This window comes from Deferrisoma sp. (assembly GCF_054681715.1).
Genome location: NZ_BAAHFQ010000077.1, coordinates 1 through 15,485, shown reverse-complemented (window position 1 = coordinate 15,485; position 15,485 = coordinate 1). Strand labels below are relative to the sequence as shown.

Genomic DNA, 15,485 nt, shown 5'->3' with positions numbered 1-15,485 from the left:
CCTCCGATCGTGTAGGTGGTTCCAACCCACAGGATCGGCCGCATGGCGGCGACTCTTTCTTTGGAACCATGGCGATCATGTCGAAAGGGGTTGCTCGACCTCCACCCCCGGGCACCTAACGATTTGCCGGAAGAACCAAAAAGGATGACCCCCTGGCCTTTTTTCCCGGGAGGCGGTAACCTCTCCGCCCCGTCCTTCATCGAAGGGAGTGATCCATCCACCATGGCAGATAGGAGAGAACGATGATCGAGGTCACCGACACCGCGAGGGAAAAGCTCAAGGAATCCCTCCAGGAGCACGGCGAGAACCCCGCCGTGCGCATCTACATCTCGGGAATGGGGTGAGGCGGGCCCTCCTGGGGCCTGGCTCTGGATGAGCCCAAAGACGACGACACCGTGCAGGCTGAGGACGGGTTCCGCCTCGTGATGAACCAGTCGCTGCTCGCCCAGGTGGGCGGCGTGCGGGTCGACTACCTTTCGGGGCCCCTGCGCCGGGGCTTCGTGGTGAAGGCCCAGTCCCAGGGCGGGGCCGACTGCTCCTCGGGGTGCTCCGGCTGCTGAGCCGACCCGGCACCCTCGAAGGGAACCCTGAACCCCCGGGGCCGGCCCATTGCCGGCCCCGGGGTTTTTTCTTCACGGATCTTCCCCTAGGCGCCTTCTTCGGGTTGCCGGGATGCCGCGCCGGGGGCCGACTCGGCGCCCAAGCCGAACCCGGTAAAGCGCCGTCGTTTCCGGGTTTCGAGCGTCTCCGCCCGCCCAGTCTGCCCACCCCAAAAGACTACTTGCCGAGGAGGAAAGGGGGCACCGGCGGGCTTGGTTCCACCGGCACCAGCCATCCGGCGGCGAGGCACGCGGCTCCGGCTGCCAGGATGACCCAGGCCAGGGTCCGCTGGGCCCTGCCATGCCCTGGCCGGTCTTCTTTCTCCCATATCCACAGGAACGCGGCCAGGGCCACGAGCACCGCTCCCAGGGCCCACAGGGCGTAGCGCACCCCCTCGCTCACGGTTCGCGCCTCCGGAGGAGCACGACCCGGGGCCCCTTGCCGTACTCCCGCCGGCCGGCCGGCTCGAGGCCCAGGGCGGAGCCCCAGGTCTCGATCTCCTCGGCCGCGTAGGTCCGGCCCCGCTCGGTGGCCACCAGCATGTGGACCCCGAACAGGGCCGCAAACGGGGGCGCCGTGCGGTCCGGCTCCAGGAAGTGGTCGTGGACGGCCACGCAGCCCCCGGGGCGGAGCGCATCCCGGATGCGGACGAGAAGCGCCCGAACCTCGTCTTCCCCCAGCATGTGCAGGATCTGGCTCGCCCACACCGCGTCGTACGGCCCCCCCAGGGGATCGCGCAGGAAGTCCCCCTCGAGGAACGTGATCCGGTCGGCCCCGGGTTTGCCCGCCACGAACTCCCGGGCGATCCGGGAGGTGGGCGGGAGGTCGAAGTGATACGCCCGGAGCCCGGGCCAGCGGTTCACAAACGCCAGGCAGTAGTTTCCGGGGCCGGCCCCCAGATCGAGAAGGGTTTTCGCCCCGTCCAGGGGCAGGAGTTCGGCGACCCGCGGGGCGATGTCGCGGGTGATGTTCTCCATGCCCAGGATGAAGTGGCGAAGTCCCTCCTCGGAGGAGGGCAACTGCTGGGTTTTTCGCCGGAGGGCCGGCCGGCCCGTGCGCCAGGTGCGCTCGAGCCCCTCCCAGTCCTCCCAGGTGTTGTGGAGGTGCCGCAGGATCTCGCCCCGGTAGTCCGGGGAGCCCCGGGCGAGCCACCGAGCGGCCGGGGGCGCCAGGCCGTACCGGTCCCCGGCCTTGGTCAGGAGCCCCATGCCCACCAGGGCGTTCAGGCAGATCTCGGTGGCCCGGGAATCGAGCGCGAGCTTCGCGGCCGCTTCGGCCGCGGTGAGGGGGGCCTCGGCCACGGCGTCGAACACCCCCACGTCGAGGGCCACCAAGAGGAGCTTCGCCGGCTGAAACCCGGCGGCCATGTCGCGAAGTTCTTGAAACTCCATCGGGTCTTGCCTCCTTGAGGTCTATCGCTTCGGCCCCACTCAAGCCGTGCGAAGGTCCTGCCGGACGCGCGTGGGGAACCGAAGAAAGGCCATTTGTCCCGCCCGCCAACGCGAGCACCGGCGCCCACCCCGTGGCAGCGCTTCGCGAACAGGCCGCGCCTCGCGGCCTACGGAGCTTCCAAGGAAACGTCCGCCGGCGGCCTCTAGCATACCGAAACCCCAGGGGATCACAACGCGCAAAACGTGGTTGTTTTCACACACCGGGTTGCCTAGACTCTGCCCGGCCGTTTCGTCTCCGTTTCCTTTCCGAGGGTGTAGCCATGGATCCGCGCGAACAACTTTCCCGGTCCCTTCAGACCGCCTCCGCCGTGTTCGAGAACCCCGAGCGGCGCCGGCTCATCGCCGACGCCCTGGAGCGGCGCGAGGCCATCCCGCTCGCCACCGGGGCGCTTGCCACCTGGACCCCGCCCGAGTCCACGGGCCGGAGCCCGAAGGACACCTACATCGTGCGCCGGCCCGAGAACGAGGGCACGATCGACTGGTCGTCCCCGAACTGCATCCCGATGGACCCGGAGACCTTCGACCTCCTGTGGGCCGACGCCTGCCGGGTGCTGGCCGCAAAGGACCGGGTGTACGTGTGCGACCGGGTCGTGGGGGCCGACCCCGCCTACGCCCTTCCGGTGCGCACCGTCACGCCCCGGGCGCTCACGGCCCTGTTCAGCTGGACCATGTTCCGGCCGGTTCCCGAGGACATCGGCCGCAGCGCCTTCGCCGACCGGCCGTTCCTGCTCCTGAGCCTCCCCTACGACAAGGTGGACGCGTCCAGGTACGAGGGCCGGCTCCGCAAGCTCCCGGACGGCCGCACCTCCGACATGGCCATCGTCATGGACTTCGAGCGCCGGCTCGGGCTGGTGTACGGCTCGGCGTACTGCGGCACGAACAAGAAGCTCATGTTCACCGTGATGAACTACCTCCTGCCCGAGGTGGGGGTGCTGCCGCTCCACTGCTCCGCCAACGAGGGTAAGGCCGGCGACTGCGCCCTGCTGCTCGGGCTGTCGGGCACGGGAAAAACCACCCTTTCGGCCGATCCGGACCGGGCGCTCCTGGGGGACGACGAGCACGGCTGGAGCGACAACGGCATCGCCAACTTCGAGTACGGCTGCTACGCGAAGCTCATCAACCTTCGCCAGGACAAGGAGCCGGAGATCTGGCACGCGACGTTCCACGAGGCCGACCCTCTCGACCACGGGGCCATCGTGGAGAACCTCATGGTCTACCCCGACGGCACCTTCGACGTGGACGACGACCGGCTCACCCCCAACTCCCGAGCCGCCTACCCCCTCTCCTTCCTCACCAACATCAAGGACCCGCCGGTCAGCGGCCACCCCGACACGATCCTCTTTCTCACGGCCGACGCCAACGGGGTGCTGCCCCCGGTGGCCCGGCTGGACAAGAACCGGGCGATGTTCTGGTTCCTCATGGGATACACGAGCAAGCTCGCGGGCACCGAGACCGGGGTGGTGGATCCGGTGAGCACGTTTTCGCGCTTTTTCGGGGCGCCGTTCATGCCGCGGAACCCCGGGGACTACGCCCGGATGTTGGGGGAGAAGCTCGAACGCCACGGCACGAGGGTGTTCCTGGTCAACACGGGATGGAGCGGGGGGCCCTACGGCGAGGGGAGCCGGATGGACATCGCCCTCACCCGGGCCGTGGTGAACGCGGCCCTGTCCGGGGCCCTGGATGACGTGCCCTACCAGGAGGATCCGCTGTTCCACCTGGCCGTACCCACGGCCTGCCCCGGGGTGCCCCCGGAGGTCCTGGTCCCCAAGAACACGTGGGCCGACCCAGCCGCCTACGAGGCCCGGGCCCGGAAACTGGCCGAGGATTTCCGGCGCCATTTCGAGAAGGCCTACGGGGACAAGGCCATCGACCCGGCGGTGGCGGCCCAGTGCCCGGGGCGGTGAGGACGCAACCGGGAAACCCCGCTGGCCCTGTGGGGATTTACAACGCGGGGACGTACTAATACCAAATGTATTGCCGAGGGCGGGTGGGGGACTGGTTCCGGCCGGGCGTGGTGACGGCGCGGCGAGGTGAGAGGCCGCACCCGGCTTTCCACCAGCCCCCCACCCGCGGGTTTCCGTTGCAACGCCGGGGATCTGACAATACTTTCGTTGGTCTTAGTAACAGGGGGGCCCACCGCGGCAACAGGACCACGCACGATAAGCGCTGGAATCGCAGTGTGTTTTGGCCTTCTAGCCTCCCAGCGTTCCAGCGGACGTTGCTTGGCCGACCTCACGACCCACGGCAGTTGAGCCGGCAAAGAAAAAGGCCGGCCCTCACGGGGACCGGCCGAGCCAGCGGCTCAAATCGAACAGGAAGGGGGTGGTACAACCCCGCGATCAGTGGGCGAGAAATCCCCACGCCACAAGGGCGATGCACACGAGCCCCACCCCCAGGGCCGTGAAGCCCAGGAGCTGGCCGATCAGGTCCCACAGGGGAGGCGTGGGCTTCTCGGCGAGGGATTCCAGCTTGCCCTGCTTCTCCAGGCGCTCATACCAGCGCCGGCGCTCCTCCCACAGCTCGTACTTCGGCAGCCGGCCCCGGAAGATCACGGGATCCATGGGGAACTTGCCGGGTCGGAAGTGGGTGTTGAAGAAGTGCACCGTGAAGATGAACCCCGAGGCCAGGAGGGCCTCGTCGCTGTGCACGATGATGGCCACGTTGAACACCCACCCCGGCAGGAACCGCCCGAAAAACTCGGGGAACCACAGGAGCAGCCCCGACCCACCGATGGCGAACATCCCCCAGAACACCGCCAGGAAATCGAACTTCTCCCAGTAGGTCCACCGGTCGAAGGTGGGCTCGTGGCCCAGTCCGAAGAACCATCGCACCATGGCGGCGATGTCCTTGACGTCCTGCCAGTTGGGAAAGAGCGAGTCGGGGCCAAAGAGCTTCTGCCAGAACGTCTCCCCGGTGGGCTTTGCGAACAGGTAGTAGAGGATGTAGAGGAGGCAGGCGCCGAAGTACCCGAACGTGATCAGGGCGCAGATCCGGTGGATCCACCCCGCCTGATGGGGGCCGCCCAAGAGGCGCATCACGGCCGGGGCCCAGGCGGCATCGTGGAACTTGAGCGGCAAGCCCGTGACCACGAGACCCAGAAAGCTCACCATCATCGCCAGGTGCAGGATCCGGTCGAACCAGCTGAAGCGTTTGTAGGGCCTGAGCGGTTCGGGGATCTCCGAAAGCTCGTAGTGCCCCCGGAGGAGCCGCTCCCGGCGCTCCCAGTACGCGGCCCGCCACCACAGCAGAGTATGGAGCCAGAACACCGCGAACACCCCCACCAGGAGCGCGGTCATGAACAGCCAGGTGTAGTAGAGGACCGGGTAGTTTTCCTTGTCGCGGTGGTCGGCGTGGGGCAGGAACTGGGCGAACTGGATGGTCGAGCCCGGGTGGCAGGCCCCGCAGGTTTCGGCCAGGTTGTCCGGGTGGATGCTGGACCGGGGATCGCTCGGGGGAAGAATCTCATGGGCTCGGTGGCAGTCGGCGCACCCGGCGGCCAGCGCCGACCCGAGGGCTTCCACCTTTCCGTGGTAGCTCTCCTCGTACGTTTTGACGGCGATGGTGGGCACGCCGTTTCGGCGCATCATCTCTTCGTCGGCGTGGCACCGGTGGCAGGTCTCGGTGTGGAACTCGCGGTACTCGTGGGTGTTGGGGTCGCCCAGTTCCTCGATGCGGTGGAGCCCGTGACAGTCGTGGCAGGCCGCCGAGTCACGGTTTCCCGCCGCCACGGCCTTTCCGTGGACGCTTTCCTGGTACCCTTCCGCGTCGTGGCAGACGGAGCACACGGCCACCACCCGGTTCTTGTCCCCCTCCCATTTCGTGAGGGAATGCACATCCGAGTGGCAGTCCGCGCACCGGATGTCGTTCATCATGTGCACCGAGGCGAAGTGTTCGCGCCCCTCGTCCGGGTGACACCGGTGACAGGTCTCGACCTTCTCCTGGGTCTGGGAGCCGCAGGTCTCGTGCTCCTCGATGTCAATCACGTCGAAGTGGCAGCTGTTGCAGGCGTTTCGGCCGTGCACCGAGGCGGAATACGCCTCGTAGTCGATCTCCGAGTGGCACTCCACGCACTGGCTGTCGTCCACCGACGCCCGGGCCGGGCCCGGAACCGAGGCCCATGCCGCGATCAAACCCCACACGATCCCTCGAAGCCAACGCTTGTGCATCATGGCAACTCCCCCATCCTGGAAGATGAAGATAAGGAATCCGACGGCAATATCCGACGCTGCGGCGGGCTGTTCCGAATCACCTCCTTTCCGACCCGCCCTGGGTGTGTAATCGTTCACGAGCGCCCCTAGGAGACCACCCGGGAGATTTCCCGTCAAGATCGCAAGAATTCCCAAAGTTTGTTTCAGGAGCTCGCAAAAAAGCGAAACGCGAAACGGAGTGAAACGGGATGTTTCACCCCCCGGTGGTCCGCCCCGGAGTTGACCCTGAACCGGCCCCGGGGCTAGGGTAGGCGGCCGTTTTTCCCGAAACGAGATCCGGAGCCCACATGCCCACCGGACCAGAGCTTCCCCCGCCCCTCGGAGCCGTCCACGCCCCCGAGGCGGCCGCCCGCCTGTGGGCCGGCCTTCGGGGCCGGCCGGCCTTCGCCTGTGTGATCGGTTCCACCGACACGGCCGAGATCCCGGGGATCTCGGCGGCCGGGGCCACCCCCGAGAAGCGCCGGTACACGGCGGCCCTGGACAGCGAGTTCCTCCTGTTCGGGCGGCCCCTGAGCCTGCCGGAGATACCCCGGAACCCCCTGGGCCCCCCCAGCCCGGTCGTGATCACCCGGGCCGCCCTGGAAGCCCTGGGGGTGACGGCGCTCATCGTGGACGCCGGAACCCGGGTTCCGCCCCAGACCCCCCGCCTCGTCCTCGGCGGGGTCCCGGGGCGGTGCATCACCACCGGGAGGGCCCTCGACCTTCCCGAGGGACTGCGCGACCGGGCCCGGGCCGCCGGCGCGTATCTCGCCTCGACGGCCCCCTGGCTCATCCTGGCCGAATGCGTGCCCGGGGGCACCACCACGGCCCAGTCGCTCCTGGAGGGGCTCGGGATCCCGGCCGGGGGCCGGGTGTCGTCGTCCATGCCCGGCGGGAACCACGACCTCAAGCGCAAGGTGGTGGAGCAGGCCCTCAAGGCGGCGGGACTGCGGCCGGGCGCGACGGGCCGCGAGGTGGCGGCGGCGGTCGGGGACCCGATGCAGCCGGTGGCGGCCTGGATCGCCCTCGAGGCGAGTCTGCGGGTGCCGGTGGTCTTGGCCGGCGGCACCCAGATGGCCGCCGTGGCCGCCCTGGCGCTGCGGTTCTGGCAGGAGGGGCAGCCCGGGGCCCCGGAACGGCTGAGCCTCGCCACCACCCGGTGGGTGGCCGAAGACCCGGCCGCCGATCTGGCGGGGCTGCTGGGCCACCTGCCCCTGGAGGTTCCGGCGGTCCATTGCGGGCTCGATTTTTCGGGGAGCGCGCTGCCCGGACTGCAACGGTACGAGGAGGGGCTCGTGAAGGAAGGCGTGGGCGCGGGCGCGGCAGCATGCGCGGCCTTCGCGGCCGGCATGGAACACGACGCCCTCGTCCGGGCCATCGAGGAGGTGGTGCGTGGTCTCCCGCCGGCCTGAGGCCTGGCCCCAGGACCACGGGGGCGACGTGTGGGGCCGGCCGGAGGGCACGCGGATCCTGGACTTCAGCGCCTCCATCAACCCCTACGGACCCCCTCCGGGGCTCTGGGAGGAGCTCGGCCGGGTCTGGCCCCGCATCGTCCACTACCCCGACCGGGGGTGCCGGGGGCTGCGGGCGGCCCTGGCCCGTCGGTTCGGCGTTTCTGAAGAGGAGATCCTGCCAGGGAACGGCTCGGCCGAGCTCATCGACCTGGCCCTTCGGGCGCTGGTGCCGGCGAGGCTCGTGTGGTGCCCGCCGGATTTCAGCCTGTACGTCCAGTTTGCTCCGGCCGGAACCGCCTTCGTCGAGGTTCCGCGCCAGGCCGCCCGGGGGTTCCGGGTGGACTTCGGCCGGCTGGCCGAGGTCGTGGCGCCGGGCGACCTGGTGGTGTTCTCGAACCCGGGAAACCCGGCGGGGTGCCGGGAGCCGCCCGATGAGATCCTTCGCCTCGCCCAGCACTGCCGGGAGCGGGGGGCCGTGCTCCTGGTGGACGAGGCGTTCATGGACTTTTGCCCGGACCAGGGCGTGCTCGGCCGGGCCGCCGACGGCGCGGGGCTCCTCGTCTTGCGGTCGCTTACGAAATTTTACGCCCTCCCCGGCCTGCGGCTCGGGTTCCTGGCCGGCCCTCCCGACCTCGTGGGGCGGATCGGCCGGCTCCAGGTGCCCTGGTCGGTGAACACGCTGGCCCAGGCGGCCGGCGCGTACTGCGTGGCCCAGACGGACTGGGAGCAGGAGACCCGCGCGGCCATCCTCGGGGAGGCCGAGCGGTTCCGGGAACGGCTGGGCCGGCTTCCGGGGGTCCGTCCTCTGCCCCCGGCGGCCAACTACCTGCTCGTGGAACTCCTCCCGCCAGCTCCCTCGGCCACCGCCGTCTACGAAGCCCTGGCGCGCCAGGGGCTCCTGGTACGCCACTGCGGGAGCTTCGGCCTGGGGGACCGGTTTCTGCGGATCGCCGTGAGGCGGCCCGAGGAGGACGACGAGCTGCTTCGGGCCCTGGAGGGGATCCTCGGCGCCCGGAGGGCCGCGGGATGACCGGGTTCGGCCCCGGCCACCTCCTCGCCGCCTGGCTTCTCGACGCCGCCTTCGGGGATCCGGCCTGGATCCCCTGGCCCCACCCGGTCGTAGCGATCGGCCGGGCGATCTCGCGGCTCGAGGCGAAGCTCTACGCGGCCGACGGCGCCCTGTGGCGGGGCGCCGCCCTCTGGGCGGCCGTGGTGGTCTCGGCCTTTGGCGCGGCCTGGGGGCTATGGCGGCTGGCCCATTGGGTTCACCCGGCCCTGGGCGGGGCCGTCGGGGTCTACCTGGCGTACGCCTGCCTGGCCACCCGGGCCCTCGCCCAGGAGGCGCGCGAGGTGGGACGGCTGGTTCGACGGGGGCGCATCGAGGCCGCCCGGCGGTGGCTCGGCCGGATCGTGGGGCGGGACACCGCCGCCCTCCCCCCTCCCCAGATCCTCCGGGCCGCCGTGGAAACCGTGGCCGAGAACGCCTCCGACGGGGTGGTGGCCCCTCTCTTCTACCTGGCCCTCGGGGCGGCGTTCGGCTGCGGCCCGGCCTTGGCCGTGGCCTACAAGGCGGTGAACACGCTGGACTCCATGGTGGGGTACCGGAACCCGCGCTACGAGCGGTTCGGCCGGGTTAGCGCCCGGGCCGACGACGTGGCAAACTGGATTCCGGCCCGCCTAACCGCGGTTCTCGCGGCCCTGGGCGCCGAGATCCTGTGGGGCAGGGGCCGGCGCGCGCTCCGGGTCGCCTGGCGGGACGGCCGGCTCCACAAATCGCCCAATGCCGGGTTTCCTGAGGCCGCCTTCGCGGCGGCCCTGGGGGTGGAACTGGGCGGGCCGGCGCGCTACGGGGGCGTGCTCCGGGCGAGCCCCCGCCTGGGCGACCCGGGGCCCCTTCCGGGGCCGGAACACCTGGATCGCGGCCTTCGACTCCTCTGGGTGGTGTCGGCTCTGGCCGCGACGGGTGGCGCGGCTTCTCTCCTTCTGGTTTCACCGTAGGCAATCGGCAATGGCCCGACCCGACGACCTCACCTACCGCGAAAAATATCTGCGGCTCGTGGACGAACTCGACGCGAAGGAGCGGGAGTGGGCCGCCCTGGGGGAGCGGGTGCGCCGGATGCTGACCCACCTCTCCATCGTGGCCGAGGGCCCGTCCACCCCCGAGATCTCGGCCGCTTTGGCAGAGATCCGCGACGACCTCAAGGCCGGTCTCGACTTGGCGCAGGTCGAGGAGAAGGTCGAGGCCCTCAAGGAGCGGGTTCTCACCGAGACCCGGTGGGCCGAGCCCGGCGGGGGAGGCCCTCCGGTGCACCTCGTGCTGATCCACCTGCTGGAGCGCCTGCCCCTGCCCCCGAAGTGCGCCGACGAGGCGCTGCGGCTTATCGAGCGGTTCGAGCCGGGGATCCCCCCCGACGAGCTGCCCGACGCGATCGACGCCGTCGCGGGCCTGGTGTACCGGATGCAGGCGGCGGTGGCCGACGAGAAGGCCCAACTGGAGACCCTGCTCCAGGAGATGGCCGAGCGGCTCCGGCTCATTGACCAGGGGCTCCTGGGGACCTGGGAGCGGTCGAGGGAGGGGTTTGCCGCCACCCGCCGGCTGGACAGCGCGGTCCGCCAGGAGATGCGGGGCCTGGCCGAGCGAAGCGCCGGCGCGGCCGATGTGGCCACCCTGCGCGACTGGATCCGGGGCAGCCTGGAGGCGATCGAACGTCACCTCGAGGCCCACCGGAAGGCCGACGAGACCCGGGAGGAGGAGCTCCGGGCCGAGGTGGAGCGGCTGCGCCGGGCGGTGAGCCGCCTCGAGGAGGAGGTCGAAACCCACCGGGAGCGGGCCCGGGAGGCCCGGGAGCAGAGCCTGCGGGACCCCCTCACGGGGTGCTTCAACCGGCTCGCGTACGAGGAGCGGGCCCGGGCCGAGGAGGCCCGGTGGCGCCGGTACGGCAGCCCGCTTTCGGTCATCGTGCTCGACGTGGACAAGTTCAAGGGCATCAACGACCGGTTCGGCCACCGGGCCGGCGACAAGGTCCTCAGGGCCATCGCCCAGATCGCCGGGTCCCAGATCCGGGAAGTGGACTTCTTCGGCCGGTACGGGGGCGAGGAGTTTGTGGTGCTGCTGCCCGAAACCCCGCTGGAGGCCGCGGTCAAGGTGGCAGAGAAGATCCGCCGAAGCGTCGAGGCGTTCCGGTTCCATGCCCGCGGCGAGCCGGTACCCATCACAGTTTCCTGCGGGGTGGCCCAGTTCCGGCCGGGGGACACGGCCGCCTCGGCGTTCCAGAGGGCCGACGAGGCCCTCTACCGAGCCAAGGAAGGCGGCCGAAACCGGGTCGAAACCGGCTGACCGCGGCCCTTGGGCCACCGTAATCCGGGGCAAGGAGTTCCGTGGGCATGGACCACGTCATCCGGCAGAACAAGGTCACCAAGCAGTGGGTCATCTTCGCCCCCTCCCGCAGGCGGCGCCCCTCCGATCTTAGGGAGGCCCCGGCGCGGAGCGATTCGCCTGCGGACGCCCAGCACGACCCCTCCTGCCCGTTTTGCCCGGGCAACGAGGAAGCCCTGGGCGCGGTGGTCGAAGAACTCCCCGGGCCGCCCCCCCACGGATGGCGGACCCGCGTCATCCCGAACAAATACCCGGCCCTTTCCCCCGGGTTGGACGCCCGGAGGTTGCAGGTGGGGGCGTACCTTGCCGTGGGGGGACACGGCCGTCACGAGGTGATCATCGAAAGCCCGACCCACAACAGAGACATCCCCGACATGGAACCGGAGGAGGTTCTCGCCGTTGTCGACACGTACCATCGCCGACATCGGGAGTTGATGGCTCGGGATGACACCCTGCTCACCCTCACCTTTCGCAATCGGGGCCCCGGGGCGGGGGCGTCCATGGCGCACCCCCACTCGCAGGTCATCTCGCTTCCGGTAGCCCCGCCCTACGTCCGGTGGCGGGAGGAGGAGGCGCAGCGGTATTTCGACGAATGGGGCCGGTGCTGTCTGTGCGACACGGTGGCGGAGGAGTTGCGAGTCGGGGAGCGGCTGGTGCTGACCGACCCGGCGTTCGTCGCGTTCGTGCCCTTCGCGGCCGAGACCCCGTGCGAGATCTGGATCGTGCCCCGGCGCCACCAGGCGGACTTCGTGGAACTGGAGGAGTCCGAAAAGGCCCTTTTGGCGCAGATCCTACGGGAGAGCCTTCGGCGCGTCGCCACGGCACTCGGGCGGCCCGACTACAACTATGTGATCCATTCGTCCACCCAGTACCGGGTGGGGGAACCCCACGTCCACTGGTATCTTCAAATCCTGCCCCGACTCACCCGGCGGGCCGGGTTCGAGATCGGCACCAACGTCGCGATCAATCCGTCGCTTCCGGAGGAGGATGCCCGGCTGCTTCGGGGGTGCGCCCCAGGGGACCATTGACCCGGGAGGGGGCAGAACTTATCGTACGCGGGCCCGAATCCTTGGACGGAACTCGGCTCCCTGAACGCTCAGGGCTTCGGCTGCGTAACCCGCGGGCCGAAGGCCCGGGCCCGGCTCCCCGCCGACCCCCGACCTGGTCCGTGCGGTCGTCCGGCGTCGGGCACCTGGGCGAACCGGTGCGGCGGGTTCCCGGCTGGGTCGAGACCGGGGTGGCGTTTGCGCTTTTGAGCGTTCCAGCCTTCTCGCTTTCTGGCCTGCGAAGGGGGTGTCCCATGGCGATCCGTTCGGTGGAAGATCTCGAGGTTCAGGGAAAGCGGGTGTTCGTGCGGGTGGATTTCAACGTGCCCCTCAAGGAGGGCCGGATCACCGACGACACACGGATACGGGCGGCGCTTCCCACCCTGCGCCACCTGCTCGACCGGGGCGCCGCCCTGGTGGTGGCGAGCCACCTGGGCCGGCCCAAGGGGGCCCCGGACCCGGCCTACTCCCTGGGCCCGGTGGCCGAGCGGCTGGGGGAGCTCCTGGGCATGAGCGTGTTCCTGGCGCCGGAGGTCGTGGGCCCCAAGGTGGAGGAACTCGCCCGAAACCTCGAACCCGGCGAGGTGCTCCTGCTGGAAAACGTGCGGTTCCACCCCGGGGAAACCAAAAACGACCCGGAGCTCTGCCGCCAGCTCGCGGCGTTGGCGGAGGCCTACGTGAACGACGCCTTCGGCACCTGCCACCGGGCCCACGCCACCACGGCCGGCATGGCCGCCCTGTTCCCTCCCGACCGAAAGGCCGCCGGATTCCTGCTCTTCCAGGAGATCCGGGCGTTCGAACGGGTGCTCCGGGCGCCCGAGCCCCCCTACGTGGCGGTGCTGGGCGGGGCCAAGGTGAGCGACAAAATCGGGGTGATCCGAAACCTTCTGCCCAGGGTGGACCGGCTGCTCGTGGGCGGGGCCATGGCCTACACCTTCCTGCGGGCCCGGGGCATCCCCGTGGGGGACTCCCTGGTGGAGGAAGACAGGGTGGGGCTCGCGGCCGAACTCCTCGCCGAGGCCGAGAAGCAGGGCAAGGAGATCGCGCTCCCGTCCGACCACGTGATCGCCCGGGACCTCTCGGCCGGGGCGGAGACGCGAACCACCGAAGGGGCCGAAATCCCGGCCGGGTGGAGGGGGGTGGACATCGGCCCCAAGACCCGAACCGCGTACGCCGAGGCGATCGAGAAGGCCCGTACCGTGGTCTGGAACGGGCCCATGGGCGTCTTCGAGATCCCTCCCTTCGCCGAGGGCACCGTGGCCGTGGCCCGGGCCGCGGCCGAGTCCTCGGCCTTCACCGTGGTGGGGGGGGGCGACAGCGTGGCCGCGGTGAACCAGGCCGGGGTCGCCGACCGGATCTCCCACATCTCCACCGGCGGCGGCGCCTCGCTCGAGCTCCTCGAGGGGAAGACCCTCCCGGGGATCGCCGCACTGGAAGCGTCCGAGTAACGCCTGGCTGGGCGGCGAGGCTGCGGGGCGGCTCGGCGGCCAAAACCCTCTGGGCATTTCGGCGCCGGTCCCCGGCCCGAGGCATGGGAGCGCCTTCCTTCTCAGGCGTCAGTATTCGGCCGACAGAAGTCAGGGGCTCTCCGCCGTGGTCTGGTTGCCGACTCCCGACGGAGCCGCAACCGCTGGGGTGAGGACAGCGAAGCTGACGTTACGAACGTATCTAGCCTCCCAGCCTCCCAGCGTCCTAGCTTTCTAGCTTTCCAGCCTTCCAAGGAGTTTCCCATGCGCAAGCCCCTCGTGGCCGGCAACTGGAAGATGCACAAAACGGTGTCCGAGGCCCGGGCCCTGGCGGAAGGGGTCGTGGCCGGCGTCCGGGATCTCACGGGCGTGGAGGTGGCCGTGGCCCCGCCGTTCACGGCGCTCTCGGCCGTGGCCCAGGTGCTCGACGGCTCGCCGGTGCGGCTCGGGGCCCAGAACGTCCACTGGGAGCTCGAGGGCGCGTACACGGGCGAGGTTTCGGCGCCCATGCTCGCGGAACTCGGGGTCGCCTACGTAATCGTGGGCCACTCCGAGCGCCGTCGGGATTTCGGGGAAACCGACGACTTGGTGGCCCGGAAGGCGGGGCGGGTCCTGGGGGCGGGCATGACCCCGATCGTGTGCGTGGGCGAAACCCTCGACCAGCGCGACGACGGCCGGGCCTTCGAGGTGGTGGAAACCCAGATCCGGGCGGGCCTCGGGCCCCTGGGCCCCGAGGATCTGCGGCGGGTGGTGGTGGCCTATGAGCCCGTGTGGGCCATCGGCACAGGCCGCTCAGCCACGGCCGAACAGGCCCAGGAGATGCACGCCCACATCCGCTCGGTGCTTGAAGGGATCGGGGGGCCGGAGGCGGCGGAGACGGTGCGGATCCTCTATGGCGGGAGCGTCAAGCCCGACAACGCGGCGGAGCTCCTCGGGCAGCCCGACGTCGACGGCGCCCTGGTGGGCGGGGCGAGCCTCCAGGCCGAGGCGTTTGCATCCATCGCCCGAAGTGCGGTATAAGGTGCGTTTCGATCCTCTTGGAACGGGACCGACGACATGTATACGGCGTTGATCATCCTCCACGTGCTTGTAAGCTTCATCCTGGTGGGCATCGTGCTCCTCCAGCAGGGCAAGGGTGCCGACATGGGCGCCGTGTTCGGCGGATCGAGCCAGACCCTGTTCGGGAGCTCGGGCGGGACCACCTTCCTCGGCAAGCTCACGGCGGCCGCGGCCGGCGTGTTCATGCTCACCTCCCTGGGCTTGACCTATATGGCGAGCCATCGGTATAAGGTGAGCGTGGTGCCGGATCAGCCGGCGGCCACGGCGCCGGCCCCTGAAGCGCCCGCCCCGGCCGAGCAGCCGGCGCAGCAGCCCGCGGGGCAGCAGTAGCACGACCGAAAATCGAATCCGTGCCCAGGTGGTGGAACTGGTAGACACGCTATCTTGAGGGGGTAGTGGGGCAATCCCGTGCCGGTTCGAGTCCGGCCCTGGGCACCAGTTGATCCAAAAGGGGAGCCGAGAGATCGGCTCCCCTTTTGCTATGCCGGAAACACGGCATTGCGTCCGGGGTGTCGGTTCCCCTGCCCCCCTGTGCCGCCCCCGGGTGGCAGGCCCCTCGCCCCTGCGGGTGGAGGGGGGTGGTGCCGCGAGGCAGCCGGGGCGGCGTCCCCTCACCCGACTTTGACAGTTGCTGGGGACATCGGGGTGGTTCTGACGAGCAGATTTCGCATGAATAGGGCCTTGTGCGGTTGTGAAGGCTGGGTGTTGGGCCAAAATGCCTAGATACATGGATTGTGGAGTGCTCGTTGACTAAAGGATTTGCAGTCCGCTATAGTCGCATACATGTACCTGCGACAAACCCGCCAGAAACGGGCCGATGGCTCCTACCTCGTCCACCTGCAACTG

The 15,485-nt window shown here is 69.8% G+C and carries 13 protein-coding genes and 1 tRNA gene; 11 read left to right on the top strand and 3 right to left on the bottom strand.

What is annotated here, in order from left to right; translation table 11 throughout:
- Positions 1-395: 395 nt before the first annotated feature.
- The gene (locus ACY0I8_RS11315; RefSeq protein ID WP_459942580.1) at positions 396-560 is read left to right on the top strand and encodes a hypothetical protein; all 165 of its coding nucleotides are present in this window, start codon (positions 396-398) and stop codon (positions 558-560) included.
- 217 nt (positions 561-777) lie between these two features.
- Here the strand turns inward: ACY0I8_RS11315 and ACY0I8_RS11310 are convergent, their stop codons facing one another.
- Both ACY0I8_RS11310 and ACY0I8_RS11305 read right to left on the bottom strand, forming a co-directional pair.
- Complete coding sequence (locus tag ACY0I8_RS11310; RefSeq protein ID WP_459942579.1) at positions 778-1,002, bottom strand: hypothetical protein; 225 nt, start codon at positions 1,000-1,002, stop codon at positions 778-780.
- Positions 999-1,991 carry a methyltransferase gene (locus tag ACY0I8_RS11305; RefSeq protein ID WP_461394831.1) on the bottom strand — a complete coding sequence of 331 codons (993 nt, stop codon included), beginning with the start codon at positions 1,989-1,991 and terminating at the stop codon, positions 999-1,001. The genes ACY0I8_RS11310 and ACY0I8_RS11305 overlap by 4 nt, the downstream gene beginning before the upstream one ends.
- A gap of 320 nt (positions 1,992-2,311) precedes the next feature.
- Between ACY0I8_RS11305 and ACY0I8_RS11300 the strand changes: the two genes are divergently transcribed.
- Positions 2,312-3,955 carry a phosphoenolpyruvate carboxykinase (ATP) gene (locus tag ACY0I8_RS11300; RefSeq protein ID WP_459943267.1) on the top strand — a complete coding sequence of 548 codons (1,644 nt, stop codon included), beginning with the start codon at positions 2,312-2,314 and terminating at the stop codon, positions 3,953-3,955.
- 435 nt (positions 3,956-4,390) lie between these two features.
- On the opposite strand, the gene ACY0I8_RS11295 is transcribed toward ACY0I8_RS11300, so the two are convergent.
- Positions 4,391-6,217: a cytochrome C gene (locus ACY0I8_RS11295; protein WP_461394830.1), complete on the bottom strand. Its 1,827-nt coding sequence runs from the start codon at positions 6,215-6,217 to the stop codon at positions 4,391-4,393.
- Between the two features lie 329 nt (positions 6,218-6,546).
- Between ACY0I8_RS11295 and cobT the strand changes: the two genes are divergently transcribed.
- The 9 genes from cobT (at position 6,547) to ACY0I8_RS11250 (ending at position 15,077) form a co-directional block, all read left to right on the top strand.
- Positions 6,547-7,650: a nicotinate mononucleotide-dependent phosphoribosyltransferase CobT gene (gene cobT, locus ACY0I8_RS11290; protein ID WP_461394829.1), complete on the top strand. Its 1,104-nt coding sequence runs from the start codon at positions 6,547-6,549 to the stop codon at positions 7,648-7,650.
- On the top strand, positions 7,631-8,722 hold the full coding sequence (locus ACY0I8_RS11285; protein ID WP_461394828.1) for a pyridoxal phosphate-dependent aminotransferase: 1,092 nt from the start codon (positions 7,631-7,633) through the stop codon (positions 8,720-8,722). Before cobT ends, ACY0I8_RS11285 begins: the two co-directional genes overlap by 20 nt.
- A complete protein-coding gene (cbiB, locus tag ACY0I8_RS11280; RefSeq protein WP_461394827.1) occupies positions 8,719-9,690 on the top strand; it encodes an adenosylcobinamide-phosphate synthase CbiB in 972 nt (323 codons plus the stop codon). Before ACY0I8_RS11285 ends, cbiB begins: the two co-directional genes overlap by 4 nt.
- Positions 9,691-9,700: 10 nt before the next feature.
- Complete coding sequence (locus tag ACY0I8_RS11275) at positions 9,701-11,029, top strand: GGDEF domain-containing protein (protein WP_461394826.1); 1,329 nt, start codon at positions 9,701-9,703, stop codon at positions 11,027-11,029.
- A gap of 47 nt (positions 11,030-11,076) precedes the next feature.
- The gene (galT, locus tag ACY0I8_RS11270; protein ID WP_461394825.1) at positions 11,077-12,096 is read left to right on the top strand and encodes a galactose-1-phosphate uridylyltransferase; all 1,020 of its coding nucleotides are present in this window, start codon (positions 11,077-11,079) and stop codon (positions 12,094-12,096) included.
- Between the two features lie 272 nt (positions 12,097-12,368).
- Positions 12,369-13,562, top strand: coding sequence for a phosphoglycerate kinase (locus tag ACY0I8_RS11265; RefSeq protein WP_461394824.1), 1,194 nt, complete (start codon positions 12,369-12,371; stop codon positions 13,560-13,562).
- Between the two features lie 282 nt (positions 13,563-13,844).
- Positions 13,845-14,600: a triose-phosphate isomerase family protein gene (gene tpiA, locus ACY0I8_RS11260; protein ID WP_459942825.1), complete on the top strand. Its 756-nt coding sequence runs from the start codon at positions 13,845-13,847 to the stop codon at positions 14,598-14,600.
- Positions 14,601-14,636: 36 nt separating this feature from the next.
- Positions 14,637-14,969 (top strand): preprotein translocase subunit SecG, encoded by a 333-nt coding sequence (gene secG, locus ACY0I8_RS11255; RefSeq protein WP_459942824.1) that lies wholly within the window; start codon positions 14,637-14,639, stop codon positions 14,967-14,969.
- A gap of 22 nt (positions 14,970-14,991) precedes the next feature.
- Positions 14,992-15,077: transfer RNA gene (locus tag ACY0I8_RS11250), tRNA-Leu, on the top strand.
- The last annotated feature ends 408 nt before the right edge of the window (positions 15,078-15,485 follow it).

Coding starts and splice junctions, on each gene's coding strand:
- ACY0I8_RS11305 (WP_461394831.1), bottom strand. CDS start 1,991: ATGGAGTTTCAAGAACTTCGCGACATGGCCGCCGGGTTTCAGCCGGCG.
- ACY0I8_RS11300 (WP_459943267.1), top strand. CDS start 2,312: ATGGATCCGCGCGAACAACTTTCCCGGTCCCTTCAGACCGCCTCCGCC.
- ACY0I8_RS11295 (WP_461394830.1), bottom strand. CDS start 6,217: ATGCACAAGCGTTGGCTTCGAGGGATCGTGTGGGGTTTGATCGCGGCA.
- cobT (WP_461394829.1), top strand. CDS start 6,547: ATGCCCACCGGACCAGAGCTTCCCCCGCCCCTCGGAGCCGTCCACGCC.
- cbiB (WP_461394827.1), top strand. CDS start 8,719: ATGACCGGGTTCGGCCCCGGCCACCTCCTCGCCGCCTGGCTTCTCGAC.
- ACY0I8_RS11275 (WP_461394826.1), top strand. CDS start 9,701: ATGGCCCGACCCGACGACCTCACCTACCGCGAAAAATATCTGCGGCTC.
- galT (WP_461394825.1), top strand. CDS start 11,077: ATGGACCACGTCATCCGGCAGAACAAGGTCACCAAGCAGTGGGTCATC.
- ACY0I8_RS11265 (WP_461394824.1), top strand. CDS start 12,369: ATGGCGATCCGTTCGGTGGAAGATCTCGAGGTTCAGGGAAAGCGGGTG.
- tpiA (WP_459942825.1), top strand. CDS start 13,845: ATGCGCAAGCCCCTCGTGGCCGGCAACTGGAAGATGCACAAAACGGTG.
- secG (WP_459942824.1), top strand. CDS start 14,637: ATGTATACGGCGTTGATCATCCTCCACGTGCTTGTAAGCTTCATCCTG.